The organism is Achromobacter sp. UBA4530 (assembly GCF_002388205.1).
Classification (GTDB): domain Bacteria; phylum Pseudomonadota; class Gammaproteobacteria; order Burkholderiales; family Burkholderiaceae_B; genus Achromobacter; species Achromobacter animicus.
The window spans coordinates 161,468-187,659 of sequence record NZ_DGMA01000005.1 but is presented as its reverse complement, the minus strand read 5'-3'; the positions used below and the strand labels follow the sequence as shown (position 1 = coordinate 187,659).

Here is a 26,192-nt window from a genome sequence, read left to right as displayed (position 1 = left end):
GCGCATCTACACGCCCCGCGCACCCAGGCCACCGCCGCACCGGGCTGCGTCGTATGAGGTCGTGCGGTCGGCGGGGAGGGCGGCTTGCTTGGCCTTCTTTTGTAGGTTTGTTGGTGGCCGGAAGATCTTGCGGGGCTGCCAGATTTCGGCCGCGCGGGCGGCCTTATCTGGCGTTCGGGTGTCTGGCGTCGACGGCTTCAAGTCGAGGTGTCTGACACCCGGGGCGTATGGGTTGTCCGCTGGAGTGTTCGAGAACGAGGTGTCTGACATCCGCTGAGCCGGTCTCACAGACTGACGATCCTGCTACCTGGGTGTCTGACACCGGGCCGCTGACGGATGCGACACATTGAAGTGCGCGCAAAGAAAAACGCCGGCTAGTTAGGCCGGCGATTTCATTTGACGCTTGCTTGCCGCATTGTGCGTTTACGGAATCAGCGACAAGCCCACGCGGAACTGGCTTTCGTTGCGCTGGTTGTAGCCCAGCAGCGTCTCGCCGTAGCCGTTGAAATACTGCAGATGCAGGTACCCGTTCCAGTTCAGGAACGTACGGCGCAGCGGCCACGCGAAATCCAGCTGTGTCGTGCGACGCTTCTGATCTCCCTGGCGGTACATCGCCGAGACGACCGCGCCGTTGTCCTGGGCCCAGCGCAGTTGCCAGTCGACGTGGCCGGCGTAGTCGGCGTAGTCGCTGTTTTCCTTGGCGACGGCGAAGTAGGCCTTGACCTTGGGGGCGAAGGTGAGGGTGCTGCCACTGTCGAAGCGGTAGTGGAAGCGCGGTTCGATGTACCCGTCGTTGAGCGAGCGGGAGTCTTCTCCGTCTTTGCCGTTGGAGGCGTGTTCGACGCCGGTGTTCATGCCGAAGCGCCAGTTCTGGTTTTCGGATTTCCAGATGTCGTCGGTCATCCAGAAAACGCTGGGATTGAACGTGGTGTCGATGAAGGGCTTGGAGTCGCTTTCCAGATCCCACAGCGAGGTCTGGGTGTAGCCCAGGTAGAAGTCGTCGTGCCAGGTGTCTTCGCCGCCGCGCGGGCTGATCAGGCGGTATTTGGCGCTGATCTGGAAGCGGGCGGTGGTGAGGCCGCGGGTGCCGACGGCGAAGTAGACGGGCTTGTAGGCGGAGAAGGCGCTTCGGAATTTGTCGAAGGCGGCCTGCTCGACGGTGGGTTCGATGGTGGCGGCGGGGGCGGGGCCGGCTTCGGGGGAGGCGCCTGCGGCGGCGACGGCTGCGGCTGGGACAGGTTGGCCGCTGCGTGGGTCGACGACGGGCGTCTGGGCGGGCGTGGTGGCCAGGGTGCCGCTGTCGCGGCCGGTGGCGTCGAGCGCCATCATGGACGGTTGGCCTTCGATGGAGACGGCTTGCAGGCCGCGTGCGGTGGCGGGCACTTCGGCGGACCAGGACATGCGCGCGAAGTTGTTGACGGGCACGCTGTAGTTGTCACGGCCGCTTTTCAGTTTGGCGAGGCTGCGGACGATCTGGCCGTCGGGGCTGCGCCACTGCAGGACGAGTTCGGGCGGGGCCTGCCAGTCGACGCGCGAGCCGCCTTCGTTGAAGAAGACGGCTTCGATGGTGACGGTTTCGCCGGGCGCCGCGGAGGGGCGGTCCAGCCGGTATGACACGCCTGCCGCGGCAGAGCCGGCCGCGCTCAGGGCCAGGATGGCGGCAAGGAGGCGGGGGGTGGGAGAGCGGTGAAAGGGACGGCGGGAGGTCATTGAGGATGTATCTGATTTTTGTGATCAGGCAATGTAGCACCGACTCTGGCAACAGTTTGTAAATCAGACTAATCGTATGTGTGGGCTGTAAAAAATGCGAAAAGCCCCGCGCGTTGTCGACAATGCGCGGGGCTTTTCGAGCCGGTTGTGGTGCGGGAATCGAGGTCGAGCAGGCCGGGCCTTGCGGCTCGATGCGATGCCACGCGCGGGCTTGCTGCAAGCGCCGCGCGTGGCCGGCATCGGGGTTATTCCCCGAACTTGATGCCCTGCGCCAGCGGCAGATTGCGCGAGTAGTTGATGGTGTTGGTCGCGCGGCGCATGTAGTTGCGCCAGGCGTCCGAACCGGACTCGCGGCCGCCGCCGGTTTCCTTTTCGCCGCCAAACGCGCCGCCGATTTCGGCGCCGGAGGTGCCAATGTTGACGTTGGCGATGCCGCAGTCGGAGCCGGCGGCGGACAGGAAGGTTTCGGCTTCGCGCAGGTCGTTGGTGAAGATGGCGGACGACAGGCCTTGCGGCACGCCGTTCTGCATGGCGAGGGCGTCGCCGAAGTCCTTGTAGCGCATGACGTAGAGGATGGGCGCGAAGGTTTCGTGGCAGACGACGTCGGTCTGGCCGGGCATTTCGGCGATGGCGGGGCGCACGTACCAGGCGTCGGGGTATTGGTCGGCCAGGACGCGTTCGCCGCCGGTGACCTTGCCGCCCTGTTCGCGGGCGGCGGTCAGCGCGGCCTGCATGGCGTCGAAGGAGGCGCGGTCGATCAGGGGGCCGACGAGGTTGCCGCCGTCGAGCGGGTTGCCGATGGGGGCGCTGGCGTACGCCTTGTGCAGGCGCTGGACCAGTTCGTCGGCGACGCTTTCGTGGACGATCAGGCGGCGGGTGGTGGTGCAGCGCTGGCCGGCGGTGCCGATGGCGCCGAAGACGATGCCGCGGGCGGCCATGTCGAGGTCGGCGGTGGGGCCGACGATGATGGCGTTGTTGCCGCCCAGTTCAAGCAGGACGCGGCCGAAGCGTTGCGCGACGCGCGGACCGACCTGGCGGCCCATGCGGGTGGAGCCGGTAGCGGACACCAGTGCGACGGTGTGCGAGTCGACCAGGGCTTCGCCGACCTCGCGGCCGCCGATCAGGACTTCGGACAAGCCGGCGGGCGCGTCGCCAAAGCGTTGAACGGCCTGCGCGAAGAGCGCCTGGCAGGCCAGGGCGGTGAGCGGGGTCTTTTCCGAAGGCTTCCAGACGACGGCGTTGCCGCAGACCAGCGCCAGCGCGGCGTTCCAGGCCCACACAGCGACGGGGAAGTTGAAGGCGCTAATGACGCCGACGACGCCCAGCGGATGCCACGTTTCCATCATGCGGTGGCCGGGGCGTTCGGAAGCGATGGTCAGGCCGTAGAGCTGGCGCGACAGGCCGACGGCGAAGTCGCAGATGTCGATCATTTCCTGCACTTCGCCTTCGCCTTCGGCAACGATCTTGCCGGCTTCCAGGCTGACGAGGCGGCCGAGTTCCTGCTTGTGCTGGCGCAGGGTTTCGCCGAACAGGCGGATCAGTTCGCCGCGGCGGGGGGCGGGGACGTCACGCCAAGCCAGGCTGGCTTGCCGCGCGCGGGTGATGGCGGCGTGGGCCTGGGCCACCGTGTGCTCATGCACCTGCGCCAGTTCGGCGCCATCGATCGGGCTGCGGGCGATCAGGGTGCCGCCGGTGAGCGCACTGGAGGTGAGTCCGAGATTGCGCAGGATGTCTTGAGGAGTGTCCATGCCGGTTCCTTCGAGGCCTTGCGAAGTCAGCGCCTTCGCTTAAGGGTTATGCCTAAGTGGCGATTCTGGAAAAAAATTTACTATACGAAACTATGACGTGAAATGCGAAATATTTTTGAGGCGCCCTTTGCTGGCCTCCTTGAAACGCTAGTGCGTGCGGCAGATCCTCAGTCAGCCCCGTGCGCACTGCACCTGAAGGTGAATTCGTGGCGGAACCGTTGCTCGTTGTTCAGGCAGTCAAGAAGACCTATCAGCGCGACGGGCATCCCCCGCATCTGGCGCTGGACGGCATCGATTGCCAGCTCGAACGCGGCGAGGTGATGGTCGTGGTCGGTCCGTCGGGCTCGGGGAAGAGCACCTTGCTGCGCACCCTGAACGGGCTGGAAAGCATCGACAGCGGCACGATCCGCGTCAATGGCGTGTCGCTGACGGATCCGGCCACCGACGTCAACCGCTGGCGCACCGACGTCGGCATGGTGTTCCAGCACTTCAACCTGTTCCAGCACCGTACTGCGCTCGACAACGTGGCGCTACCCCAGCGGGTGGTGCGCGGGCGCAGCCGCGCCGATGCCGAACGCTACGCCCGCGACCTCCTGGGCCGCGTCGGCATGGCGGAATTCGGCGATCGCTACCCCAGTCAGTTGTCCGGCGGCCAGCAGCAGCGCGTGGCGATCGCGCGCGCGCTGGCGATGGACCCGCAACTGATGCTGTTCGACGAGGCCACGTCGGCGCTCGATCCTGAAACGGTGGGCGGCATTCTTGAATTGATGCGCGCCCTGGCGCGCGACGGCATGACGATGGCGGTGGTGACGCACGAAATGGGCTTCGCCCGCGACGTGGGCGACCGCGCGCTCTTCATGGACGCGGGCCGCATCGTGGAGATGGGTACGCCCGACGAAGTGTTCGGCCACCCCAAAGAGGCGCGCACCCGCGCCTTCCTGGAAAAGATTCTGTAGTCCCGCCGGTCCGGCTTATCCGGGCGCTGCCGGCGCGATGTGCCTTGCCCGGAACGATATGGGTCCAATCACCAAAGGGGTTAGCAATGTTGAAAATCAAACAATGGCTGGGCGTGGCCAGCGTCGCCCTGGCGGCCGCCACCGTGGCCCTGCCGGCACAGGCGGACGAACTTTCCGACATCATCAAGCGCGGTGAATTGCGCGTGGCGGTGCAGACCTCCGGGCCGCTGATGAGCTTCATGGACAAGACGGGCAAGCGCACGGGGCTGGCCGTGGAAGTCGCCAAGCGCATGGCCGACGACCTGGGCGTGAAGCTGGTGCTGCAGGATTATGAATGGAAGGGCCTCTTGCCCGCGCTGCTGTCGGGCAAGGCCGACATGGTGGCCGCGGACATGACGCCCACGCCGCAGCGCGCCGCGCAGGTGCTGTTCTCGCTGCCCATGTTCTACGCCGACACCGTCGCCGTGGTGCCCAAGGATTCGCCGTACAAGAACTACGCCGAACTGAACAAGTCGGGCGTTACCGTCGGTGCGCTTGGCGCCAGCACCTACGCCGAAGTCGGCAAGAAGATGCTGCCGACGGCCACGCTCAAGGAGTTCTCGGGCGGCAGCGCGCCGGTTGGCCAGGCGCTGTCCAGCGGCCGGCTGGATGCCGGCATCATGTCGCTGTCCACCGCCAACCAGTTTCTCGTCGACTTCGGCAACCTGCGCGTGCTTGAGGGCGTAATGGTGCGCGAGCCCCTGGCGTTTGCTGTCGGCCCCAACGCGTTCCGCCTGAAGTTCTGGCTGGACAACTGGCAAACGCTGAAGACCGCGGACAACTCGCTGCCGGAACTGGTCCAGTACTGGTATTCCACCGATTGGAAGAAAGACCACTGATCGGAGACGGGACCGCCCATGGACTGGCTGATCGATTTCTATAACTGGCGCATCGTCAGCCAGTACACGGGCCAATTTGCCGAAGGCCTGGCCAATACCCTGATCGCGGCGGGCGCCAGCCTGGTGCTGTCGGTGCTGGCCGGGGTTCCGCTCGCGCTTGCCCATATGTCGTCCCGCGGCGCGGTGTGGCGTCCGGTGGCGGCGTATGTGCAATTCGTGCGCTCCACGCCGCTGCTCGTGCAGATCTACCTGGTCTATTACGCGGTGCCTTATCTTGTGCCGGGCGCCAAGGGCTGGAGCGAGATGGTGCTGGGCATCCTCGCCATGACCCTGCACCACGCGGCCTACATGAGCGAAATCATCCGCGTCGGCATCGAGTCCGTGCCGCGCGGCCAGATCGAAGGCGCCAAGGCCTGCGGCATGAACTACCACCAGCGTCTGCGCTACGTGGTGCTGCCGCAGGCATTCGCCAATACGCTGCCGCCGCTGCTGGGCCAGACCGCCGTACTCATCAAGGACACGTCGCTGCTGTCGCTGATCACGGTCTTTGAACTGGTTGCCGCGGGCGTGCAGATGAACAGCGAACGCATCGTGCCCAACGAAGCCTTCCTGACCATCGCGGCGGGCTATCTGCTGATCTACTGCGTCATGCTGCTGCTGTCCAAGGGCGTCAGCCTGTGGCTGGCCGGCCCGGCCTGGAACGCGAGGTAATCATGCTGGACTCCTATCTTTCCACCGCCGGCGTCGTGCTGCCTTTTCTGCTCAAGGGCTTCTGGGAGACGCTGAAGATCTCGTTTGTAGCCATCATTGCCGGCTCGCTGCTGGGTTTCGTGATCGGCGTGATCCGCAGCTACCGCATCCGCGGCGTGCATCAGATCCTGGGGGTGTACATCCACATCCTGCGTGGCACGCCGTTTCTGGTGCAGCTCTACATCGTCTACTTCGTGCTGCCCAGTTCGGGTATCGAGCTGCTGCACTGGGATTCCGGCACGGCGGCCTTCGTGGCGCTGTCGGTGTACACGTCCTGCTACGTGGCGGAAATTGTCATGGGCGCCATCCAGGCCGTGCCGCGCGGCCAGACCGAAGGCGCAATGACGTTGGGCCTGCGCCCTTTGCAGATTCTGTGGCTGGTGATCCTGCCGCAGGCCATGCGCCTGATCGTGCAGCCCATGAGCGGCGTGTACGTCATGCTGATCAAAAGCACCGCCATCCTGTCCGTGGTCGGTATCACCGAACTCACGCGCCAGGGGGAAGTCTTCATCATCACCTTCCCGGCCAAATCGCTGTTCATCTACGGCATGATCGCCGCCATCTACTTCATCTACTGCTACCCGCTCCTGCGCCTGGCCAACTGGCTGGAAAAGCGCCTGACCGGGGGCCTGCAAGGCGCGGGCCTGCACTGAGCCGACACCATGGTCTCCGAGTACATCGACACCTACTACAAGCGCACGATCGCCGACGGCGACACCTACTATCCGCCGCTGGCGGGCGCGGCCAGCGCCGACGTCTGCGTGATCGGCGCGGGGCTGGCGGGCCTGTCCACGGCGCTCGAACTGGCCCGGCGCGGCCGCAACGTGACCCTGCTGGAAGCGCGGCGGATCGCCTGGGGCGCCTCGGGCCGCAACGGCGGCTCGGTGTCGCCGGCGTTTTCCGCGGGCGCCGACGCCATCCGCAAGCACGTCGACGAAGACCACTACCGCCAGCTTTACCGCCTGTCGATGGAAGGCGTCGAGATCATCCGCGACAACATCCGCGACCTGCGCATCGCCGACGCCCACAAGGTCGACGGACGGCTGCGCGTCGTGCGCTACGAAGCCACCGACGCGTTGCGCCAGTGGTGCGACAGCCAGCAGCGCGACTTCGGGCGCGACGTGCGGCTGCTCTCGCGCAGCCAGGTTCGCGAACGGCTGGTGTCCGACGTCTACCACCAGGGCATCGAAGACCCCTCGTCCTTTCACTTCCATCCGCTGAACTACGCGCGCGCGCTGGCCCGCGAGTGCGTGCGGCTAGGCGTGCGCATCCACGAGGATTCGCCCGTCGTGCAGGCCACGCTGGACGGCGCGGTCAAGCACCTGAAGACCGAACAAGGCCAGATCGACGCCGCCACCGTGGTGCTGGCCACCGGCGGCTACACCGGCGACGTCGTGCCGGCCCTGCGCCGCGCAATGCTGCCCATCGCCACCTACATCATGCTGACCGAACCGCTGGGTGACCGCGTGCGCGAAGCCATCCGCAGCAATGCGGCCATCGGCGACGACCGGCGCGCCGGCAACTATTACCGCGTCCTGGATGGCGGCCGCATCGGCTGGGGCAGTAGAATCACCACCCGTGTCGACGACCCGCCCGATCTGGCCGAGTCCCTGCGCCGCGAATTGCTCAGCGTCTACCCCCAATTGCAAGGGGTGCGCGTGGAGGCAGCGTGGTCGGGACGCATGGCCTACGCGCGGCACCTGATGCCGCAGATCGGCCTGCTGGGTCGGAATGTCTGGTATTGCACCGCGTTCGGCGGACACGGCATGAACACCACGTCCGTGGGCGGACGCGTCGTGGCCGAGGGCATTACCGGCGACACGCAGCGCTACAAGCTCTTCGAACCGTTCGGGTTGGCCTGGAACGGCGGAAGCCTGGGCACGGCGGCGGTTCAACTGACTTATTGGTCTTACCAGGCGCGCGATTGGTGGCGTGAGCGTCAATCGCGGGGCTGACTATTGCGGGCTTGAGGATTCGGGCCTGAGGGTTCGGGTCTGAGTATTGCGGGCCTGACTACTGCGGGCATGACAGGGTATACAGATGCAAGGCAACAAACAGAGCGCATTGGCACAACGGCTGCGAGCCTTGCGCCAGGCGCGCGCGTGGACTCTGAAGCAGGCGGCCGAGGCCACCGGCGTGTCCGCGTCCACCCTGTCAAAGATAGAGAACAGCCTGCTGTCCCCCACCTATGACAACCTGATCAAGATCGCCGCGGGCCTGGACCTGGACGTGGCCGAACTCTTCACCGCCTCCGACGCCCACATGGGCACCGGCCGCCGCAGCCTGAGCCGCCAGGGCGAAGGCCGGCAGTACGAAACGCCGTATTACGATCATCGGTTGCTATGCACTGCGCTATCGCACAAGCGAATGATGCCGTTTCATACCCGCGTCAAGGCGCGGGCCTTTGACGAGTTCCAGGACTGGAGCCGGCACGGGGGGGAGGAGTTTGTGTATGTGCTGGAGGGAGAGGTTCAGCTTTATACCGAGTTCTATGAACCGGCCCGGCTGAAGGCGGGGGAGAGCTTCTATATAGATAGCCGCATGGGACACCGGGTGATCAGCCTCAGTCCGGAGGATGCGATTGTGTTGTGGGTGTCCACGCATACGGATATAGGCGAGGAGTAGGGGGCGAGCCGCTTTTTCCGCAACAGGGTAAAATGCGCGGCCCGGACGGGTTCCGGGCGTCACCACAACGCGCGGCAGTAGCTCAGCTGGATAGAGCACGGGCCTTCTAAGCCTGAGGTCGGGGGTTCGAGCCCCTCCTGCCGCGCCAGCCCTAAAGCTTGCCATATGAACCTTGACCGACTGCGCCGGGAATTTCCCCGCTACGACATCTCCACCCTGCCGACTCTGCCCGAAGGCTACGTTGACGCGTCTGAACGCATCGATGCAGCGCCGGCGTTCGTCAACGAGGAGCGCGGCTTGAAGGTGTATGTCGACTACGCCAACTACGCCGACCGCGAATCCGGCAGAAGCCAGCGCTACTGTGTCTCGCGTTGGGACGAGGAAGAAGGCGACTACGAGGATGTGGCGTTGTCGACGAATGATTGGGCGGAAGTCGTGCGGTTTTTGACTGCCTGAGTTTGCTTCCGAGGGCGATCGGTTGCTGCGGCGATCATCGTAGTAGTCGACCTCCTTTGGCCCCGATAGGGACACCCCTGTCGGGGCTTTTGCATTTCGACATCAGACATCGAGTTGATCGAACTGAAGGCCGAGCGCGGCCGCAATTCGCTGGCGTGTGGCTTTGCGCGGGCGCGCATCGTTTGCCTCCATGGCCGCATAGCTGGGTTGGCGAATCTCCAGTCGAGCCGCCATCTCGGTTTGCGTCACGCCCAGGTACTCGCGCCAGGCACGGATGATGCTCCAGTCGTTCTCCGTCATCAGAAGCACGACCTCATGCGGAATACTTCCATCCGCGGGGATGCGGGGATGGGTCCGGACTGGCGCGGGGTGAGCACGGGTCAGTTCGAGGTACTCGGCGTAGGGCAGCACGACGAAGGCCGGTTTGCCGTCGGACTCCACAATGGTGGGGTGCAGGTTCATGGCTGGTTCCTTAGTAGGTGTGACCGTCGCGCTTCTTCACTTGCTGAATTTCGACGATGCGAATGACGGTATCCGCATCGAACAAAACTCGATAGTTACCCACCCGGAGACGGTAGCCGTATTCATGGTTCGTCAGGGCTTTCACGTTCTGAGCATTCGGAAGGTCAGCCAGGAGAGTTACGGCGTGGGCGATGCGGTGGCGGTCTTGTCCGTCAACCTTGGCCAGTTGCTTGACAGCCTTCTTGTTCCAGTTGATTTTGAACATTCCCGCAATCCGTGGGTTGGGCAATTATAGCTAAAGCTATATAGGTTTTCAAGAAAGGTATAGGTTTTCGTGTTTCTTTCGACGTCAAGCGTCCGCCCGCTCCGGCGCGGTTAGAGCAAAGTAGTGAGGCCTATAGCGCCTGGAGTTAATTACGAGGTTGGTGTGACTCAAAGCGCCGCTACGTCCAACACTGCCCCATGCCGAACCACCCGCTTCGCCACATCCCCACCCACCCAATACGCCAGCTCCGCCGGATGCGTGATCTCCCAAGCCACAAAATCCGCCACCTTGCCCACCTCCAGCGTCCCATGCGTCGCTGACAACCCCAACGCTCGCGCCCCATTCCGCGTCACCCCCGCAAGCGCCTCTTCTGGCGTCATCCTGAACAACGTACACGCCATGCTCAGCATCAACCGCAACGACAGCACCGGCGACGTCCCGGGATTCAGATCCGTCGAAATCGCGATCGGCACGCCGTGCTGGCGCAGCAGATCCACCGGCGGCAGTTGCGTTTCGCGCAGCGCGTAGAACGCGCCTGGCAGCAGCACCGCCACCGTCCCCGCCTTGGCCATTGCCAGCACGTCGGACTCCGTCAGGTATTCCAGATGATCGGCAGACAGCGCCCCATAGCGCGCCGCCAGACTCGCTCCGTGCAGTGACGACAGCTGCTCCGCATGCAGTTTCACTGGCAGGTTCAGCCGGACCGCCGCCCGAAAAACCCGTTCGACCTGCTCCGGCGTAAAAGCAAGGTGTTCGCAAAATGCATCCACGGCGTCGACCAAGCCTTCCGCCGCCAGCGCCGGCAGCATGCGCAGCGCGACTTCGTCGATGTACTCGTCCGGACGCCCTGTGAACTCTGGCGGCAGCGCGTGCGCAGCCAGGCAGGTTGCGCGCACGGTCAGCGGCAGCGTCTGACCCAGGCGCCTTGCCACGCGCAGCATCTTGCGTTCATTTTCTAAATCAAGTCCGTATCCCGACTTGATCTCCAACGTCGTGACGCCATCACGCAGCAAATGCAGCGCACGGCGATGGGCGCTGGCGAACAGTTCGTCTTCGGTTGCCGCGCGTGTGGCGCGTACGGTGCTGGCGATGCCGCCGCCTTGGGCCGCGATGGTGGCGTAGTCGACCCCTTGCAGACGCTGTTCGAATTCCCTGCTGCGGTCGCCGCCGAATACCAGGTGGGTGTGGCAATCGACGAGGCCGGGCGTGACCCACGCGCCGCCCAGGTCATGGACGTGCGCGGCGTCCACGGCGGGCAGTTCGGAATCCGGGCCGATCCATTCGATGCGGTCGGCGCGGGTCACGATGGCCGCGCTGTGGATTACGGAATAGGTGCCGCCGGCCATCGTGGCGGCGTGGCAATGTCGCCAGACCTGTCTCATGCATTTCTCCTTGGTGCAGGCGCCGGCCCAAACACATGCGCCGGCGCCGCGTCGTTCAGTCCGAACCCTGGGGCGCGGGCACCGGCTGCCGCTCCGGCAGGCGCTTGGGATATACCCAGAAGCGATAGGCCAGGCAAAGCAGCGCGATCCAGACAGCGCCCACGCCGAGCGCCGCCTGTGTGCTTGGGAAGTAGCCCAGGACTGCGATCACGAAGGCCATGAAGGCAATGGCCATCAACGGTGCAGCGGGCCAGAGCGGGACGGGGAACTTCAACTGCGAGATTTCCTCCGGGCTCATCTTGCGGCGCATCGCCACCTGCGACAGCAGGATCATCAGCCACACCCACACCGTGGCGAACGTGGCGATGGAGGCGATCAGCAGGAAAACATCTTCCGGGATCAGATAATTCAGCAGTACGCCCAAGAGCAGCGCCACCGTCATTACCACCACCGTCATCCACGGCACACCATTGGCCGATACCGAGGCAAAGCCGCGCGGCGCCTGGCCTTGTTGGGCCATGCCGAACAGCATGCGGCCCGCGCCGAAGATGTCGCTGTTGATGGCGGATACGGCCGCCGAAATCACGACAATGTTCAGGATGGTGGCGGCGGAACTGATGCCGAGGCTGTCGAAGATCTGCACGAAGGGACTGCCTTGGCTGCCGATCTGCGTCCACGGGAAGATCGACATCAGCACGAACAGCGTCAGCACGTAGAAGAGCAGGATGCGCATGGGCACCGCGTTGATGGCGCGGGGAAGGGTGCGGCCGGGGTCCTTGGCTTCGCCGGCGGTGATGCCGATGATCTCGATGCCGCCGAAGGCGAACACCACCACGGCCAGCGATGCAATCAGGCCGCCCACGCCGTTGGGCATGAAGCCGCCGTGCTCCCACAGGTTGTGCACGCCGGTTGCAACGCTGTCCGCGCCCATCCCCATGCCGAACAGCATGATGCCCAGGCCGCCGGCGATCATCGCGAGGATGGCGCCTACCTTCAGCAGCGACAGCCAGAACTCCAGTTCGCCGAATACCTTCACGGAAAGCAGGTTGATGGCGCCGATGAAGAGGACGATGGACAAGACCCAGATCCATCGGGGCACGTCGGGATACCAGAACCCCATGTAGAGGCCGAACGCGGTGATGTCGGCCAGACAGACAATGATCATCTCGAACGCATAGGTCCAGCCGGTCAGGAAGCCAGCCAGCGGCCCCAGGTATTGCGTGGCGTAGTGGCCGAACGATCCGGACACCGGGTTGCGCACCGCCATCTCACCCAGGGCGCGCATGACCATATAGACGGCGGCGCCGGCCACCAGGTAGGCAAGCAGCACCGAGGGGCCGGCCGCCTGGATCGCCTTGGCCGACCCATAGAAAAGGCCCGTGCCGATGGCCGAGCCCAATGCCATGAAGCGGATGTGGCGGGCGTTCAGCCCGCGTTTGAGTGTCTGCGCTTCTGCCGGTGTGTCTGACTGCGAGGATGCTTGCATTGTTGTCTCTCTCGGTTCCTTGGTCGATCTCGCGTGTAACGCCGCGCAGGCGCCTTCTGATGGACCCGTACGCGCGGCGAGGCAATGACGGCCGGATGCTTCCGGCCGGGGGGCGTGGTATCAGAGGCTGGGCAGCAGACCGGCCGGCATCAGGCCGTTCATGACTTGCGCGGCGATCAGGCCGCTGGCCGCTGCGATGTCGGGCGCGAAGAAGCGGTCTTCTTCGTAGTGGGGCACTTTCTCGCGTAGCGCGCGACGCGCGGCTTCGAGCTGCGGCGAGGTCTTGAGCCCTTCGCGGAAGTCCAGGCCCTGGCACGCGCCCAGCCATTCGATGGCCAGGATGTCGCGCACGTTGTCGGCCATGGCCCACAGCCGCTTGCCCGCGTTGGGCGCCATCGACACGTGGTCTTCCTGGTTGGCCGACGTGGGCATGCTGTCCACGCTGGCCGGATGGGCCAGAGCCTTGTTGTCGCTTGCCAGTGCCGCCGCCGTCACCTGGGCGATCATGAAACCCGAGTTGACGCCGCCCTTGCGCACCAGGAATGGCGGCAACTGCGACATGTGCTTGTCCATCATCAGCGCGATGCGCCGTTCCGCCAGGGCGCCGATTTCGGCGAGCGCCAGCGCCAGGTTGTCGGCGACCAGCGCCACGGGTTCGGCATGGAAGTTGCCGCCGGAGATGACGTCGCCCTGCTCGACGAACACGAGCGGGTTGTCGGACACGGCGTTCGATTCTATTTCCAGTACCTGCGCCGCGTGGCGGATCTGCGTGAGGCAGGCGCCCATCACCTGGGGCTGGCAGCGCAGCGAGTAGGGATCTTGCACCTTGCCGCAATCGGCGTGGGAGTGGCCGACTTCGCTGTCGTCGCCCAAGAGGCTGCGGTAGACGGCGGCCACGTCGATCTGTCCAAGCTGCCCGCGCGCGGCGTGGATGCGGGCGTCGAAGGGGGCGCGCGAGCCCAGCATGGCCTCGACGCTCAGGCTGCCGCACACCAGACCTGCCGCCATCATGTCTTCGGCTTCGAACAGGCCGCGCAGCGCGAACGCGGTGGACACCTGGGTGCCGTTCAAGAGGGCCAGCCCTTCCTTGGCGGCCAGCGTGAGCGGCGCGAGGCCCGCGCGCGTCAGCGCCTCACGCGCGGGCAGCCATTCGCCTTGGTAGCGTGCCTGGCTTTCGCCCAGCAGGACCAACGACATGTGTGCGAGCGGGGCCAGGTCGCCCGAGGCGCCCACAGAACCCTTGAGCGGAATGTGCGGGTACACGCCCGCGTTGACCAGCGCGATCAGACTGTCGATGACATGGCGGCGCACGCCGGAATAACCGCGAGCCAGACTGTTGATCTTGAGCACCATGATGAGCCGCACCATGGCGTCGTCCAGCGCCTCGCCCACGCCGGCTGCGTGCGAGCGGACCAGCGAAGTCTGCAACGCCTGCAAGTCTTCGCGCGCGATCTTGGTCGAGGCCAACAGGCCAAAGCCCGTATTGATGCCGTAGACGGTGCGGCCTTCGGCGATGATGCGTTCAACCGTGGCCACGCTGGCGTCGATGGCCTGCGCGGCGCCGGGATCCAGCGTCAGGCTAACGGGCTGCTGATAGGCGCGCCGCAGGTCGGCCAGCGTCAAGTGGCCCGGTTTCACATGCAATTCCATTCCTCTTTCTCCTACGCCGGCGGTCCGGCTGCTTGCTATCGTTGTCATGCGGTCTGTTGCGCGGGCTGGTCCATCGCGAGGCTGCGCCGCGCGGGTGTCAGCGCTTGCCGGTCACCATGGGCAGGTTCAAGCCCTGTTCGTGTGCGCAGTCGATGGCGATCTGGTAGCCGGCGTCCGCGTGCCGCATCACGCCCGTGGCAGGGTCGTTGGTCAGCACACGGGCGATGCGCTCGGCAGCGGCGTCGGTGCCGTCGCACACGATGACCATGCCGGAGTGCTGCGAGAAGCCCATGCCGACGCCGCCGCCGTGGTGCAGCGACACCCACGTCGCACCGCTGGCGGTGTTGAGCAGGGCGTTGAGCAGGGGCCAATCGGAAACGGCGTCCGAGCCGTCGCGCATGGATTCGGTTTCGCGGTTGGGGCTGGCGACCGAGCCGGAATCGAGGTGGTCGCGGCCGATGACGATGGGCGCCGACAGTTCGCCTGACCGCACCATTTCGTTGAACGCCAGGCCCAGCTTGGCGCGCTCGCCCAGCCCGACCCAGCAGATGCGCGCGGGCAGGCCCTGGAAGCTGATGCGCTCGCGGGCCATGCTGAGCCAATGATGCAGGTGGGCGTCGTCGGGAATCAGTTCCTTGACCTTGGCGTCGGTCTTGTAGATGTCTTGCGGGTCGCCGGACAGCGCAGCCCAACGGAAGGGGCCCACGCCGCGGCAGAAGAGCGGACGGATGTAGGCCGGAACGAAGCCGGGAAAGTCGAACGCGTCGGCGACGCCTTCTTCCTTGGCCATCTGGCGGATGTTGTTGCCGTAGTCGAAGGTGGGGATGCCCTGGCGCTGGAAGGCCAGCATCGCCTGCACGTGTACGGCCATGGATTGCTTGGCGGCCTTGATGACCGCCGCCGGTTCGCGCTGGGCGCGGTCGCGGTATTCCTGCCACGACCAGCCGGCGGGCAGGTAGCCGTTCAAGGGATCGTGCGCGCTGGTCTGGTCGGTGACCATGTCGGGCTTGACGCCGCGGCGCACGAGTTCGGGCAGGATTTCGGCGGCGTTGCCGCACAGCGCGATGGACACGGCGCGGCCGGCCTGCGTGTGTTTGGCGATGCGGGCCAGCGCGTCGTCCAGGTTGGCTGCCTGTTCGTCCACGTAGCGGGTGCGAAGACGGAAGTCGATGCGGCTTTGCTGGCATTCGATGTTCAGGGAGCACGCGCCGGCCAGCGTGGCGGCCAGCGGCTGCGCGCCGCCCATGCCGCCCAGGCCGGCGGTCAGCACCCAGCGCCCGGACAGGTTGCCGTCGTAATGCTGGCGGCCGGCTTCGACAAAGGTTTCGTACGTGCCTTGGACGATGCCCTGGCTGCCGATGTAGATCCAGCTGCCGGCGGTCATCTGGCCGTACATGGCCAGGCCCTTGGCGTCCAGTTCGTTGAAGTGTTCCCAGGTGGCCCAGTGCGGGACAAGGTTGGAGTTGGCGATCAGGACACGCGGCGCGTTGGCGTGCGTCTTGAACACACCCACCGGCTTGCCCGATTGCACGAGCAGGGTTTCGTCGTCGTTCAGGGCCTTGAGCGATTCAACGATCTTGTCGTAGCAATCCCAGTCGCGGGCCGCGCGGCCGATGCCACCGTAGACGACGAGCTCGTTCGGGTTCTCGGCCACATCGGGGTCGAGGTTGTTCATCAGCATGCGCAAGGGCGCTTCGGTCAGCCAGCTTTTGGTGTTGAGCTGGCTGCCGCGCGGGGCGCGGATGGCGGCGTCGCGGAATCGGGGGGATGGGTTCAAGTGAAGTCTCCTGGATCGGGTCAAGGCGCGCTGTGATCCAGCGCCAAGGTGAGCAGATCTTAAGACGACTATGGTTGTATATACAATAGCAGATGACTGATTTCGGACTGAGGGATTACCCCAATGAAAAATGCCGAAACCTGTGAGATTTCGGCATGGGAAACGTCATGCGGGAGGGCGCCGCACTGGAACGTTGCAGTTCAGTCGGACGCGACTCGTCTCGTCATAGGTACAGCGTGCGGAAAGCGGTGAACGTCACGTTGTGAACTTGCCTTCCAGCCGGTGACGGGAACCCGGATGGATCAGGCGGGCCAGTGTCACCGCGCGGTCGCCGGACCAGGTGCGCCGGCGGATCAGCAGGCAGGGTTCTTCGCGGTCGATCTGCAACAACTGGCATTCGCGCGGCTTGGCAAGAATGGCTTCGACCACGTGCTCGCCGGCGCTCAGCGGCGCCACGCGCGTCAGGTATTCGTACGGCGTGCTTTGCGTGAAGTCCTGCAGCAGGTAGTCGGGCGCAAGGCGGACATTGACGTAGCGGTCTTCAAGCTGGATGGGTACGTCGTCTTCGTAATGGACGATCAGTGAATGAAACACTGGCTGGCCTGCGCGGATGTCCAACGCCTGCGCTTGCTCGGCGCCGGCCGGTTCTTCGGCCAGCCGCACGACGCGGCTGTGGTGGCGGTGATTGCGCGCCGCGATTTCGTCAGCAATGTTGTTCACGGCGAACAGCGCCGAGCGCGCCTTGGGCTGCGCGACGAACGTGCCGACGCCTTGCATCCGAACCAGCAGGCCTTCGGCGGTCAGTTCGCGCAGCGCGCGGTTGATCGTCATGCGGCTGAATCCCAGTTCATCGACCAGCTCGGCTTCGGACGGCACGCGGTAATGCGCGGGCCAGGCGCCGCTGCGGATCTGCTGCGCGATCATCTGCTTGACCTGCGCGTACAGCGGGGCGGGCAGGGCATTGGCCGGGACGGGCAATCGGGGGGGAGAAGCGGCCACGGGTGGGATCCTGGGAGTGCGACACGTAAGCAAGGAAAGATGCGGTTCCTAGTATAGACAGGTACACATCACTTGCGAACGGCGGCGCCCCTATCCCGTCATCACGCCATTCTTCACCGCCAGAATGTGCGCCATCACGCTCACCGCGATTTCGGCCGGCGTCTTGCTGCCGATGTGCAGACCGACTGGCGAGTGCAGCCGCTGCATGGATGCTTCGGTTTCGTCCAGATGTTCGATGAACCGTTGCCGGCGGCTGGCGGCGTTACGGCGCGAGCCGATGGCGCCGACGTAGAAGGCGGGACTGTGCAGCGCTTCCAGCAGCGCCATGTCGTCAAGCTTGGGGTCATGGCTGAGCGCCACGATGCACGTGCGGGAATCCGGGTTCAGCGCGCGTACGGCGTCGTCGGGCATTTCGGTGGTGAACGCCACGCCGTCGACGGACCATGTGCCCAGGTGCTCGATGCGCGGATCGCACACGGTGACCGCAAAATCATTGAACAGCGCCATGGTGGCGACGTACTCGGCCAGCGACCCGGCGCCGATCAGCAACAGCCTGTACTGCGGGCCCAGCGTGCTGGACAGGGTGACGCCATCGAAATGCAGGGCCTCCGGCGCCGAGGCGTCGCTCAGCGTGACCGCGCCGCTGGCGCAATCGACCGTCCGCTGTACGAGCTGGCCGGTCTCGAGCCGGCGGACCAGTTCATTCAGTATTCCGCTGTCCGGTGCAAATTCCAGAAGCAGTTCAAGCGTCCCGCCGCAGGGCAGTCCGAACCGGTGCGCCTCGTCGGCCGTGACGCCGTAGCGGACGAGTTCGGGCGCCGATTGCGGAATGCTTCCGTCGCCGTAAGCCCGCGTGTAGCGGTGGATCAGGTCGTCCTCGATGCAGCCGCCGGACACCGAGCCGATGCAACGGCCGTCCTCGCGCAGCACCATCATGGACCCCACGGGCCGCGGCGACGAGCCCCATGTCTTGACGACCGTAGCCAGCATCAGGCGATGCCCGGCCTCCTGCCAGTCGCGCGCCGCGCGCAGCACGCGGACATCAACGCTTTCCATGGGCGTTCTTCCGTTGGATCAAAAAGGCGTTCATGGCGGACGGCCCTGATTCAGTCATAGATTGGCTTTCCGCTTATGCCAGCTTGCGGACCGGCAGGGTGCGGATCCGCTTGCCCGTCGCGGCGAAGATCGCATTGCACAGCGCGGGGGCGACGGGCGGCACTGGCGGTTCGCCCACGCCGCCCGGTGGCAGCGCGTGGTCGTCGTTGACCAGATGCGTGCGGATCACGCGCGGCGAGGCGTTGTGGCGCAGCACCTCGTAGTCGTGGAAGTTGCTTTGCTTGACGCGGCCTTTTTCAAAGGTGATCTCGCTGGTCAGCGCCAGGCTCAGCCCCATGATGGCGCCGCCTTCCATCTGCGCGCGAATGCGTTCGGGGTTGATCTGCGGGCCGCAGTCCATCGCCATGTCCACGGCGACGACGCGGATCTCGCCCTTGTCGTCCACCGCCACCTCCACCACCGTGGCGGTGTAGCTCATGAAGCTGTAGCAGAAGGCCAGCCCGAGCCCATGCCCCTTCGGTAATGTGCGGCCCCAGCCCGCGCCCTTGCACGCGGCGTCGATCACCCCGCGAAGGCGGCCGGTGTCGTAGGGGTAGCGCTCAGGCGATTCGGTGTAGTTCCAGGTGTCGGCCAACGTGCCGGGATCGATCTGGCGCGCGGGGCCAATGAGATCCAGCGCGAATGCCTGAGGATCCTTGCCCGCGCGATGCGCGAGTTCGTCGATGAAGCACTGGGCCGCGAAGGCATGCGGAATGTTGGCGACGGACCGGAACCAGCCGATGCGCGCATGGGCTTCGACTTCGGCGGTTTCCACGCGCACATTGGGAATGCGATAGGGCATGTTGATCGCCGACATGGCGGACTCGAACATCTGCTGCCCCTTGGCGCCTTGCGCAAACAACGACGCGATGGTGGGGGAGGCGCTTCGATGCAGCCAGGACTGGACTTGCCCCTGCGTGTTCATGACGGCTTCCAGGCGCTCGACCGAGACCGTGTGCAGGTAGTCGTGATGGATGTCGTCTTCGCGGGTCCAGACCAGCTTGACCGGCGTGCCTTCGGGCATGGCGCGGGCGACGATGGCCGCTTCGTCCACAAAATCGGGCTTGGACTTGCGGCCGAAACCGCCGCCCAGCAGCAGCACGTTGACCTTGACGTTGGCGGGCTCAAGCTTCAGGCGCGCGGCCACGGCGTCCCGGGCAGCGACCGGATTCTGGATGGACGTCCAGACCTCGGCGCGATCGCCCTGGATTTGCACGGTGGCGACGGGCGGCTCCATCGACGCGTGGGCCAGGTGCGGAACGTAGTACTCCGCGGACACGCGCTCGGCTTCCGGCGCGTTGGTCCAGGCATTTGCGGCGTCGCCCTGGTTGCGCATCGTCTTGCCGGGCGCGCGCGCCGCCGCCTGCAGCGTCTGCTGGTAGGCGACGGAGTCATAGGCGCCGTTCGGACCGTCGTCCCATTCGATCTGCAGCGCATCGCGCCCCTGCCGCGCGGCCCAGGTGTTGCGCGCAACGACCGCCACGCCGCCTAGCGGCTGGAAGGCGGGCGCCCCTTGCATGGCGGGGATTTCAACGACCTTCAGCACGCCGGGCACGGCGAGCGCCTTGGCGCTGTCGACGCGGCGCACCCGGCCGCCCACGACGGGCGGGCGCGCAACGACGGCGTAGACCATGCCGGGCAGGCGCATGTCCATGCCGTAGGTCGCCTGGCCTTTGCCGATGGCTTCAAGGTCGACCAGGCGCACCTGGTCCTTGCCGATGTAGCGGAATTCGGACCGGGCCTTGAGTTTGAGGGCGTTGCCCGCGGGCACGGGCTGCTTGGCCGCGTCCGCCGCCAGGTCGCCATACGAAAGACGGCGGCCGCTCGGCCCATGCAGCACTTCGTGCTGTTCGGCTTTGACCTCGGCAATGGGCACGGACCACCGCGCCGCCGCGGCCGCTTCGAGCATCTGCCGGGCCGCCGCGCCCACGCGCCGCATCGGCATCAGGAAGTGGCGCATGCTGCGCGAACCGTCGACGTTCTGATTGCCGTAGCGGGATTCGTCGGCGGGGGCCTGTACGACCTTCACGCGTTCCCAGCGTGCTTCCATTTCGTCGGCCACCACCATCGGCAGGCTGGTACGCACGCCGGTGCCCATCTCGGCACGGTGCGCCACGATGGTGACGGCGCCATCGGAAGCAATGCTGACGAAGACGAGCGGGTCGTCCACGGTGCCGCCGGGCATGCTGTCGGCGCCGTATGCTTTGGCATCCGGCTCGGCGGCCACCGCCGCCGTGACCCATCCCTTTGCGGTGACGGCCAGCGTGAGTGCGCCCAGGCTGCCCTGCAGGAAGGCGCGGCGCGAATGCTGAACGGCGGCGGTCATTGCTTGCTTCCTTGGGCGAGGCGGGCTGCGGCCTGCTGAATGGCCGCGAGGATCCGCGGGTACGTGCCGCAGCGGCAGATGTTGCCGCTCATGGCGTCCGCAATCTGTTGTTCGGTCGGATTGGGAGTCGCCTTCAACAGGCTTACCGCCGTCATGATCTGGCCAGCCTGGCAATAGCCGCATTGCGCGACGTTATTGGTAACCCAGGACGCCTGCACCGCCCGGCCGACCGGATCGGCTTCCATGCCTTCGATGGTGGAGAGTTGGCGGCCGGTGGCCACGGAGACGGGCGTCAGACAGGATCGCACGGGCGTACCGTCGATATGCACCGTACAGGCGCCGCACAAGGCCATGCCGCAGCCGAACTTGGTGCCGGTCATGCCCAGTTCATCGCGCAGGACCCATAGAATCGGCATTTCATCCGGGACGTTGACGTCCTTGGTCTGGCCGTTGATTTGCAATTGCGTCATGAAGGGAGTCCAGGGGGAGGGCACGACAAGCTGCCTTGCCTCGGGTGGCGGGGATCATTGCTTGAGTCCAGAATTTTGCCCAAAAAATCCCGGGTTGGTTCATTAAAGGGACAAATTCGCCAGTGTCCGGGGCCGGTCCTGCCTGCACAGGAGCCGGCCCTTGCCGTCACTTGCCGGCTTGCACCAGCAATTGCCGGTCCAGCGCGTCCGTTGCGCGGCGGGCCGTCTGCGCGTCGACGTGTGACGCCAGCACCTGGGCAAGCTGGCGCAGTTGCGGCGCCGTCAGGCCCACGTTCATACTGATCCGCATGTGCGATTGCAGTTGCGATTCGACGCCCGTCAGCGCGGCCAGCATGCTGACCGTAGCAATTTCGCGGCTTTGCCAGTCCAGGTTGTCGCGCTCGAAGATGTCGCCAAAGAGGTGCGTGCGCAGGTATTCGTTGGCGACGGGAGCGAAGTCGAACAAGGGGCCCTGGACCGGGCCGCCGGATAGCTTGGTCTGATTGGCCGTTCCGGCGGCCAGCAGCGCGTCGCCCTGCGGGATCGGCCGGCTGGGCTCGGCGCCGGGCGCATCCTGGATGCCGCGTTGCTGGCGGGCCTGCCTTACTTTCATCAGTTCGGACAGGGCATTGAGGCTGCGCGGAAAGCCGGCGTAGGCGTACAGCTGCACCAGCACCTCTTTGGCATCGCTGACCGTCAATCCGGCATCCAGACCTTGTTCAAGCGCCGCGTTCAGCCGCGCGATGTCGCCGGTTGCCGCCAACGCGGCAATGGGCACGATCGCCGCCTGGCGGGCGGACAGCGAGTCCGGGGCCTGCGTCGCCGTCTGTGTCTTGTCTGTCATGTTGGAGGCTCCTTGCGCGTGGACGGGCAGGGCGATCGCTGCGGCCAGGCCAACGGCAGCGGCAAGCGCGCGAGTGCGAAATTGGGTCATGCGGGCTTTAGCGCGAGGCATATTGTTCATCGCTGACCTTCTCCATCCAGTTGACGTTCTTGCCGTCGACCGACGGCGTGACGGCCAAGTGGGTCATCGCGGTGCCGGGTGCGGCGCCGTGCCAGTGCTTGACGCCGGGCGGGCAGTGGATCACGTCGCCCGGGCGGATTTCTTGCACGGGCTTGCCCCATTCCTGGGTCAGTCCAACGCCCGACGTCACCACAAGCCGCTGTCCGGCCGGGTGCGTGTGCCACGCCGATCGCGCCCCGGGCTCGAAGGTCACAAGTGCGCCCGAAGCATTGACGTCCTTGTCCGCCGCCCACACGGGATCGATGCGCGCGCGGCCCGTGAAGTAGTCGTCCGGACCGGCGATGGATGCCTGCGCGCCCGCGCGTGCGATCTGCTGGGCCGCGGGGGAGGCGGTGGGCTGCGGTTCCGCGGCTTGCGCCGCCGCCGTCTGGACGAGCGCGGCGCAGACCGCGATCTTGCTTACGTGTTTTTGCATGCTTTTCTGCCTCTGTTCGTTGGGCGGCGGCGCTGTCTGCCGCGCGCCACGTCGGGTTTGGCGGGGCGCCGACCCGCCATCGGCGCCCACCCGTCGCACTGTATGATCCGGCGGATTAGATGAGAAGATCGCAAAATCCGTATTCCCTGGTGCACGGAATTCACCAATGCCCAAAGAGAACCTCAACGATCTGCATGCCTTCATGGCGGTGGCGCAGACCCGCAGCTTCACCCGCGCTGCGGCCCAGCTTGGCTTGTCGCGGTCTGCGCTCAGCCACGCCATGCTGGCGCTGGAAGCACGCCTGGGCGTGCGGTTGCTCACCCGGACGACCCGCAGCGTTTCACCTACTGAAGCCGGCGCCCGGCTGTTGAGTGTGCTGAGTCCCCGGCTGAGCGAAATACAGCAGGAGCTGGAGTCGCTGACCGCAATGCGCGACAAGCCCGCGGGCACGGTACGCATCACCGCGCATGATCACGCCATCGTGACGGCGCTATGGCCGCGCCTGTTGCCACTTCTGCGGCAGTACCCGGACGTGCAGATCGAATTCAGCGTGGACTACGCGATGACCGACATCGCCGCGCAACGTTTCGACGCGGGAGTGCGCGTGGGCAACCGCGTGGACAAGGACATGATCGCCGTGCGCATCGCGCCCGACCTGCGCATGGCGGTCGCCGCGTCGCCGGACTACCTGGCCGGCAGATCACTGCCCGCCACACCGCAGGAACTGACGGAGCACTGTTGCGTGAACCTGCGGCTGCCCACGCACGGCGGCCTGTACGCCTGGGATTTTGAAAAGGATGGACGCGCGCTGAGCGTGCGCGTGAACGGGCAGACCGTGTTCAACAATACGTTCCTGATGCTGCAGGCGGCGCTCGATGGCATGGGCCTGGCTTATGTGCCCTATGACCTGGTCAAACCGCACATCGAAGCGGGCCGGCTGGCGCCCGTGCTGGAGGATTGGTGGCCGGTGTTTCCGGGCTATCACCTTTACTACGCAAATCGCCGGCAGCTCTCGCCGGCGTTGGCGCTGGTGATAGAGGCGCTGCGGTATCGCGCTGAATCGGATCGCGCGTCTGCTACGACTTAACACGCCTTTCCCAGCGCGCGTTTGCTATAAAAGCGGCTATAGCGTTTCTGTAGGGCCGGGAAAATGTCGATATTCACGATCAGCCGCTGCGGCGCGGCGTTGTTTTTTGTCGCGGTGGTGGCGGGGTGCTCGTCGAGCAAGCCGACGGCTGCGGAAAAGGCCAGCATGGCGGCCACCACGCCGGCCCGGTCCAACGATGAGTGCAAGGCCAATCGCAAGAAGTGCCTGCACGAAGGGTCCTACGATGTCGGCGAGCGGGATTACGCCGAAGACGAAGCCAAGCGCCTGAACCTCGCCGAGTCCCAGCGTCTGCGGCGCCTGTTCGGAAAGTAAACTCCGTCATCCTTTCAATCCGCAGAATCGTTGTCCATGACCCGAAAACCGCTCGCCATCATTCAGATGGGCCGCCCGCCCGAAGATCTGCGGCAGGCGCAAGGCGAACAATCCGACTGGATGCTGGCCGCGCTTGAAGATCCGGACCTGCCGGTGCGGGTCTTCAAGCCCCACGACGACGAACCCCTGCCCACGTGGAATGACGTGTCCGGCGCGGTGTTGACGGGATCGTGGTCCATGGTGACGGATCGCGAGCCCTGGAGCGAGCGCACGGCCGAGTGGCTGCGCGGCGCGCATGGCGCGCGGTTGCCGCTCTTGGGCATCTGCTACGGCCATCAACTGATGGCGCACGCGCTGGGCGGCGTCGTCGACTTTCATCCGCAGGGCCGCGAGATCGGCCAGCATGCCATCGACTTCTGCGCGGACGTTGGCGACGATGCGCTGCTTGGCGCGCTGCCGCGGCGTTTTCTGGCCAATCTGACGCATGAGCAAAGCGTGTTGACGCCGCCGCCGGGCGCCGAAGTGCTGGCCCGTTCACGGCACGATCCGCATCAGGTCCTGCGATATGGGCCGAACGCGTGGTCGGTGCAATTCCATCCCGAGTTCTCGCCGACGCTGATGTCGGCATGCCTGTCGCGCCGCGCGCCGGTGTTCGAGGCGGAGGGCCACGACGTGGCGGCGATGGTGGCGTGCCTTGTCCCCACGCACGATGCGCGCCAACTGCTGCGCACGTTTGCGCGCATCCTGTCTTCATAGCACACGCCCATGACACGCCTGCCGGCGTGGCCGATGTGCGCGCCGCTGTCGGCGTCGCGCCACAAAAAAGCGATTTTTTCCATTTCTTGCTGCGAAATCGCTTGTGTCCCCAGAACTGACATATTGCGTCCCTAGAATCCGTTCCTGCCATGCGCCGTGTGCATCACTGTGCCGCCTGCAATGTGGGTCTGGCCACATGCGCATGTCTGTTCACATCAATGGGAATCTGTAATGAAAAAGACTCTGTTCGCCACCGCCATCTTTGCCGCGCTGTCCGGCATGGCGCAGGCGGAAACCTCGGTGACGCTGTACGGCTTGATCGATACGGGCGTGGGCTATCAGCGGATCAAGGGCGATGGCTACCATGAATCCAAGGTCGGCATGAGCAACGGCGTTTCCAGCGGTTCGCGCTGGGGCCTGCGCGGTTCGGAAGACCTGGGCGACGGCCTCTCCGCCGTGTTCACGCTGGAAAGTGGATTCAACTCGGCCAACGGCCAGTCGGGCCAGAGCAGCCGCCTGTTCGGCCGCCAAGCCACCATCGGTCTGAAGAGCTCGTCGTGGGGCTTGCTGGAATTCGGCCGCCAGACCAACATCGCTTCCAAGTACCTGGGCGCGATCGATCCGTTCGGCGCCAGCTACGGCCAAGCCAACATCGGCAACGCGTTCAGCGCCGCCAACACCGTCCGCTACGACAACATGGTCCAGTACGCGACCCCGTCGTTCGGCGGCTTCCAGGCTGGCGTCGGCTACTCGTTCAACATCGCCGACACGACCGCCGCACAGACCGGCTTCCGCACCGCTGACAACACCCGCGCCATCACGGCCGGCGTGCGCTACGTGAACGGTCCGCTGAACGTCGCCCTGACGTACGACCAACTGAACCCGGCCAACCAGCTTGGCAATGACGCCACGCCCAAGGCATGGAGCATCGGCGCTTCGTACGACTTTGAAGTCGTGAAGCTGGCGGCCGCCTTCGGTCAGACGCGTGACGGCTGGTTCACCGGCCAAAGCATCAACGCCTTCGGCAGCGGCAGCCCCGAGGCCAAGAGCTTCAGCTCGAACGTTGGCGTCGAAGACTTCAAGGCCAATTCGTACATGGTCGGCGTGACCGTTCCGCTTGGCGCCAGCACCATCCTGGCTTCGTGGCAACGTGCCGATCCGGACAGCGATCTGCTGACCGGTGGCGATTCGGCCATGAACGTGTACAGCATCGGCTACACGTACAACCTGTCCAAGCGTACGAACCTGTACGCGCTGGGCTCCTACGCCACGGACTTCGCGTTCATCGACGGCGTGAAGAGCACGGTGGGCATGGTCGGTGTCCGTCATCGCTTCTAAGCGGCAGACGTGATGAGCGGCGCGCGCCAGGCGCGCGCCGCTTGCGCCCTGCACCGCGGTTGCACTGAGCGGATTGGGCGTCTTACCCGGCCACAGACGCGAAAAAAGCGGCCACCTCCCTAGCTCCACTCCCAGTCCGCTCACCCGAACTCCGATCATGGCAATTTGAAGGCCCGCGCAGGCTTGCGCGGGCTTCGTCATTTG

General features: G+C 65.4%; 26 protein-coding genes and 1 tRNA gene. 12 read left to right on the top strand and 15 right to left on the bottom strand.

What is annotated here, in order from left to right:
- Nucleotides 1-423: 423 nt before the first annotated feature.
- Complete coding sequence (locus B2W22_RS03915; protein WP_175124388.1) at nucleotides 424-1,710, bottom strand: phospholipase A; 1,287 nt, start codon at nucleotides 1,708-1,710, stop codon at nucleotides 424-426.
- 245 nt (nucleotides 1,711-1,955) lie between these two features.
- Nucleotides 1,956-3,458: an aldehyde dehydrogenase family protein gene (locus tag B2W22_RS03910; RefSeq protein WP_286936239.1), complete on the bottom strand. Its 1,503-nt coding sequence runs from the start codon at nucleotides 3,456-3,458 to the stop codon at nucleotides 1,956-1,958.
- A 206-nt stretch (nucleotides 3,459-3,664) separates the two neighbouring features.
- On the opposite strand from B2W22_RS03910, the gene B2W22_RS03905 reads away from it, so the two are divergent.
- From B2W22_RS03905 to B2W22_RS03870, 8 genes are all read left to right on the top strand, one after another.
- Nucleotides 3,665-4,414 carry an amino acid ABC transporter ATP-binding protein gene (locus B2W22_RS03905; protein ID WP_056563861.1) on the top strand — a complete coding sequence of 250 codons (750 nt, stop codon included), beginning with the start codon at nucleotides 3,665-3,667 and terminating at the stop codon, nucleotides 4,412-4,414.
- A gap of 86 nt (nucleotides 4,415-4,500) precedes the next feature.
- Nucleotides 4,501-5,292 carry an ABC transporter substrate-binding protein gene (locus B2W22_RS03900; protein WP_175124386.1) on the top strand — a complete coding sequence of 264 codons (792 nt, stop codon included), beginning with the start codon at nucleotides 4,501-4,503 and terminating at the stop codon, nucleotides 5,290-5,292.
- A gap of 18 nt (nucleotides 5,293-5,310) precedes the next feature.
- Nucleotides 5,311-6,003: an amino acid ABC transporter permease gene (locus B2W22_RS03895; RefSeq protein ID WP_175124385.1), complete on the top strand. Its 693-nt coding sequence runs from the start codon at nucleotides 5,311-5,313 to the stop codon at nucleotides 6,001-6,003.
- 2 nt (nucleotides 6,004-6,005) lie between these two features.
- A complete protein-coding gene (locus B2W22_RS03890; protein ID WP_175124384.1) occupies nucleotides 6,006-6,695 on the top strand; it encodes an amino acid ABC transporter permease in 690 nt (229 codons plus the stop codon).
- A gap of 9 nt (nucleotides 6,696-6,704) precedes the next feature.
- Nucleotides 6,705-7,997: an NAD(P)/FAD-dependent oxidoreductase gene (locus B2W22_RS03885; protein ID WP_175124383.1), complete on the top strand. Its 1,293-nt coding sequence runs from the start codon at nucleotides 6,705-6,707 to the stop codon at nucleotides 7,995-7,997.
- 85 nt (nucleotides 7,998-8,082) lie between these two features.
- Nucleotides 8,083-8,667: a helix-turn-helix domain-containing protein gene (locus tag B2W22_RS03880; protein WP_175124382.1), complete on the top strand. Its 585-nt coding sequence runs from the start codon at nucleotides 8,083-8,085 to the stop codon at nucleotides 8,665-8,667.
- Nucleotides 8,668-8,738: 71 nt separating this feature from the next.
- Nucleotides 8,739-8,815 (top strand) — tRNA-Arg (locus B2W22_RS03875).
- 17 nt (nucleotides 8,816-8,832) lie between these two features.
- Nucleotides 8,833-9,123: a hypothetical protein gene (locus B2W22_RS03870; RefSeq protein WP_286936236.1), complete on the top strand. Its 291-nt coding sequence runs from the start codon at nucleotides 8,833-8,835 to the stop codon at nucleotides 9,121-9,123.
- A gap of 102 nt (nucleotides 9,124-9,225) precedes the next feature.
- Here the strand turns inward: B2W22_RS03870 and B2W22_RS03865 are convergent, their stop codons facing one another.
- The 12 genes from B2W22_RS03865 to B2W22_RS03810 all read right to left on the bottom strand — a co-directional run bounded on the left by B2W22_RS03865 (nucleotide 9,226) and on the right by B2W22_RS03810 (nucleotide 22,474).
- Nucleotides 9,226-9,585, bottom strand: coding sequence for a helix-turn-helix domain-containing protein (locus tag B2W22_RS03865; protein WP_279974885.1), 360 nt, complete (start codon nucleotides 9,583-9,585; stop codon nucleotides 9,226-9,228).
- 10 nt (nucleotides 9,586-9,595) lie between these two features.
- The gene (locus tag B2W22_RS03860; protein ID WP_279974886.1) at nucleotides 9,596-9,850 is read right to left on the bottom strand and encodes a type II toxin-antitoxin system RelE family toxin; all 255 of its coding nucleotides are present in this window, start codon (nucleotides 9,848-9,850) and stop codon (nucleotides 9,596-9,598) included.
- A gap of 167 nt (nucleotides 9,851-10,017) precedes the next feature.
- On the bottom strand, nucleotides 10,018-11,232 hold the full coding sequence (hutI, locus tag B2W22_RS03855; protein ID WP_286936233.1) for an imidazolonepropionase: 1,215 nt from the start codon (nucleotides 11,230-11,232) through the stop codon (nucleotides 10,018-10,020).
- Nucleotides 11,233-11,287: 55 nt separating this feature from the next.
- Nucleotides 11,288-12,718, bottom strand: coding sequence for an amino acid permease (locus B2W22_RS03850; RefSeq protein ID WP_175124374.1), 1,431 nt, complete (start codon nucleotides 12,716-12,718; stop codon nucleotides 11,288-11,290).
- Between the two features lie 120 nt (nucleotides 12,719-12,838).
- Nucleotides 12,839-14,368, bottom strand: coding sequence for a histidine ammonia-lyase (gene hutH / locus B2W22_RS03845; RefSeq protein ID WP_286936231.1), 1,530 nt, complete (start codon nucleotides 14,366-14,368; stop codon nucleotides 12,839-12,841).
- Nucleotides 14,369-14,465: 97 nt separating this feature from the next.
- Nucleotides 14,466-16,145, bottom strand: a complete 1,680-nt coding sequence (gene hutU, locus B2W22_RS03840; protein WP_286936229.1) for a urocanate hydratase — start codon at nucleotides 16,143-16,145, stop codon at nucleotides 14,466-14,468.
- Nucleotides 16,146-16,400: 255 nt separating this feature from the next.
- Nucleotides 16,401-17,144: a histidine utilization repressor gene (hutC, locus tag B2W22_RS03835; protein ID WP_279974892.1), complete on the bottom strand. Its 744-nt coding sequence runs from the start codon at nucleotides 17,142-17,144 to the stop codon at nucleotides 16,401-16,403.
- A gap of 90 nt (nucleotides 17,145-17,234) precedes the next feature.
- Nucleotides 17,235-18,200: an XdhC family protein gene (locus tag B2W22_RS03830; RefSeq protein WP_286936227.1), complete on the bottom strand. Its 966-nt coding sequence runs from the start codon at nucleotides 18,198-18,200 to the stop codon at nucleotides 17,235-17,237.
- Between the two features lie 73 nt (nucleotides 18,201-18,273).
- On the bottom strand, nucleotides 18,274-20,565 hold the full coding sequence (locus B2W22_RS03825; RefSeq protein ID WP_286936226.1) for a xanthine dehydrogenase family protein molybdopterin-binding subunit: 2,292 nt from the start codon (nucleotides 20,563-20,565) through the stop codon (nucleotides 18,274-18,276).
- The gene (locus tag B2W22_RS03820) at nucleotides 20,562-21,035 is read right to left on the bottom strand and encodes a (2Fe-2S)-binding protein (protein WP_218344411.1); all 474 of its coding nucleotides are present in this window, start codon (nucleotides 21,033-21,035) and stop codon (nucleotides 20,562-20,564) included. The genes B2W22_RS03825 and B2W22_RS03820 overlap by 4 nt, the downstream gene beginning before the upstream one ends.
- A gap of 166 nt (nucleotides 21,036-21,201) precedes the next feature.
- Nucleotides 21,202-21,879, bottom strand: coding sequence for a carboxymuconolactone decarboxylase family protein (locus B2W22_RS03815; RefSeq protein ID WP_217467863.1), 678 nt, complete (start codon nucleotides 21,877-21,879; stop codon nucleotides 21,202-21,204).
- 97 nt (nucleotides 21,880-21,976) lie between these two features.
- A complete protein-coding gene (locus tag B2W22_RS03810) occupies nucleotides 21,977-22,474 on the bottom strand; it encodes a (R)-mandelonitrile lyase (protein WP_175124367.1) in 498 nt (165 codons plus the stop codon).
- 166 nt (nucleotides 22,475-22,640) lie between these two features.
- On the opposite strand from B2W22_RS03810, the gene B2W22_RS03805 reads away from it, so the two are divergent.
- Nucleotides 22,641-23,561, top strand: coding sequence for a LysR family transcriptional regulator (locus B2W22_RS03805; RefSeq protein ID WP_175124366.1), 921 nt, complete (start codon nucleotides 22,641-22,643; stop codon nucleotides 23,559-23,561).
- Here B2W22_RS03805 and B2W22_RS03800 read toward each other — a convergent pair.
- Nucleotides 23,558-23,728, bottom strand: a complete 171-nt coding sequence (locus B2W22_RS03800) for a hypothetical protein (protein ID WP_254594319.1) — start codon at nucleotides 23,726-23,728, stop codon at nucleotides 23,558-23,560. The genes B2W22_RS03805 and B2W22_RS03800 overlap by 4 nt on opposite strands.
- Here B2W22_RS03800 and B2W22_RS03795 point away from each other — a divergent pair.
- The 3 genes from B2W22_RS03795 to B2W22_RS03785 all read left to right on the top strand — a co-directional run bounded on the left by B2W22_RS03795 (nucleotide 23,727) and on the right by B2W22_RS03785 (nucleotide 25,988).
- Nucleotides 23,727-23,894 (top strand): hypothetical protein, encoded by a 168-nt coding sequence (locus B2W22_RS03795; RefSeq protein WP_313065589.1) that lies wholly within the window; start codon nucleotides 23,727-23,729, stop codon nucleotides 23,892-23,894. The genes B2W22_RS03800 and B2W22_RS03795 overlap by 2 nt on opposite strands.
- Nucleotides 23,895-23,930: 36 nt before the next feature.
- On the top strand, nucleotides 23,931-24,650 hold the full coding sequence (locus B2W22_RS03790; RefSeq protein ID WP_286936225.1) for a glutamine amidotransferase: 720 nt from the start codon (nucleotides 23,931-23,933) through the stop codon (nucleotides 24,648-24,650).
- Between the two features lie 231 nt (nucleotides 24,651-24,881).
- Entirely contained in the window at nucleotides 24,882-25,988 is a 1,107-nt protein-coding gene (locus B2W22_RS03785) for a porin (RefSeq protein WP_175124363.1), read from the top strand.
- The last annotated feature ends 204 nt before the right edge of the window (nucleotides 25,989-26,192 follow it).

What these genes read in the sequence shown, in the direction of transcription:
- B2W22_RS03785 (WP_175124363.1), top strand. Translation starts at nt 24,882, where the DNA reads ATGAAAAAGACTCTGTTCGCCACCGCCATCTTTGCCGCGCTGTCCGGC.
- B2W22_RS03815 (WP_217467863.1), bottom strand. Translation starts at nt 21,879, where the DNA reads ATGACAGACAAGACACAGACGGCGACGCAGGCCCCGGACTCGCTGTCC.
- hutH (WP_286936231.1), bottom strand. Translation starts at nt 14,368, where the DNA reads ATGGAATTGCATGTGAAACCGGGCCACTTGACGCTGGCCGACCTGCGG.
- B2W22_RS03885 (WP_175124383.1), top strand. Translation starts at nt 6,705, where the DNA reads ATGGTCTCCGAGTACATCGACACCTACTACAAGCGCACGATCGCCGAC.
- B2W22_RS03915 (WP_175124388.1), bottom strand. Translation starts at nt 1,710, where the DNA reads ATGACCTCCCGCCGTCCCTTTCACCGCTCTCCCACCCCCCGCCTCCTT.
- B2W22_RS03910 (WP_286936239.1), bottom strand. Translation starts at nt 3,458, where the DNA reads ATGGACACTCCTCAAGACATCCTGCGCAATCTCGGACTCACCTCCAGT.
- B2W22_RS03790 (WP_286936225.1), top strand. Translation starts at nt 23,931, where the DNA reads ATGACCCGAAAACCGCTCGCCATCATTCAGATGGGCCGCCCGCCCGAA.
- B2W22_RS03900 (WP_175124386.1), top strand. Translation starts at nt 4,501, where the DNA reads ATGTTGAAAATCAAACAATGGCTGGGCGTGGCCAGCGTCGCCCTGGCG.
- B2W22_RS03800 (WP_254594319.1), bottom strand. Translation starts at nt 23,728, where the DNA reads ATGCTGGCCTTTTCCGCAGCCGTCGGCTTGCTCGACGAGCACCCCGCC.
- B2W22_RS03810 (WP_175124367.1), bottom strand. Translation starts at nt 22,474, where the DNA reads ATGCAAAAACACGTAAGCAAGATCGCGGTCTGCGCCGCGCTCGTCCAG.
- B2W22_RS03895 (WP_175124385.1), top strand. Translation starts at nt 5,311, where the DNA reads ATGGACTGGCTGATCGATTTCTATAACTGGCGCATCGTCAGCCAGTAC.
- B2W22_RS03890 (WP_175124384.1), top strand. Translation starts at nt 6,006, where the DNA reads ATGCTGGACTCCTATCTTTCCACCGCCGGCGTCGTGCTGCCTTTTCTG.
- B2W22_RS03860 (WP_279974886.1), bottom strand. Translation starts at nt 9,850, where the DNA reads ATGTTCAAAATCAACTGGAACAAGAAGGCTGTCAAGCAACTGGCCAAG.
- B2W22_RS03820 (WP_218344411.1), bottom strand. Translation starts at nt 21,035, where the DNA reads ATGACGCAATTGCAAATCAACGGCCAGACCAAGGACGTCAACGTCCCG.
- B2W22_RS03805 (WP_175124366.1), top strand. Translation starts at nt 22,641, where the DNA reads ATGCCCAAAGAGAACCTCAACGATCTGCATGCCTTCATGGCGGTGGCG.
- B2W22_RS03795 (WP_313065589.1), top strand. Translation starts at nt 23,727, where the DNA reads ATGGCGGCCACCACGCCGGCCCGGTCCAACGATGAGTGCAAGGCCAAT.
- B2W22_RS03830 (WP_286936227.1), bottom strand. Translation starts at nt 18,200, where the DNA reads ATGGAAAGCGTTGATGTCCGCGTGCTGCGCGCGGCGCGCGACTGGCAG.
- B2W22_RS03880 (WP_175124382.1), top strand. Translation starts at nt 8,083, where the DNA reads ATGCAAGGCAACAAACAGAGCGCATTGGCACAACGGCTGCGAGCCTTG.
- hutI (WP_286936233.1), bottom strand. Translation starts at nt 11,232, where the DNA reads ATGAGACAGGTCTGGCGACATTGCCACGCCGCCACGATGGCCGGCGGC.
- B2W22_RS03870 (WP_286936236.1), top strand. Translation starts at nt 8,833, where the DNA reads ATGAACCTTGACCGACTGCGCCGGGAATTTCCCCGCTACGACATCTCC.
- B2W22_RS03850 (WP_175124374.1), bottom strand. Translation starts at nt 12,718, where the DNA reads ATGCAAGCATCCTCGCAGTCAGACACACCGGCAGAAGCGCAGACACTC.
- B2W22_RS03865 (WP_279974885.1), bottom strand. Translation starts at nt 9,585, where the DNA reads ATGAACCTGCACCCCACCATTGTGGAGTCCGACGGCAAACCGGCCTTC.
- B2W22_RS03825 (WP_286936226.1), bottom strand. Translation starts at nt 20,565, where the DNA reads ATGACCGCCGCCGTTCAGCATTCGCGCCGCGCCTTCCTGCAGGGCAGC.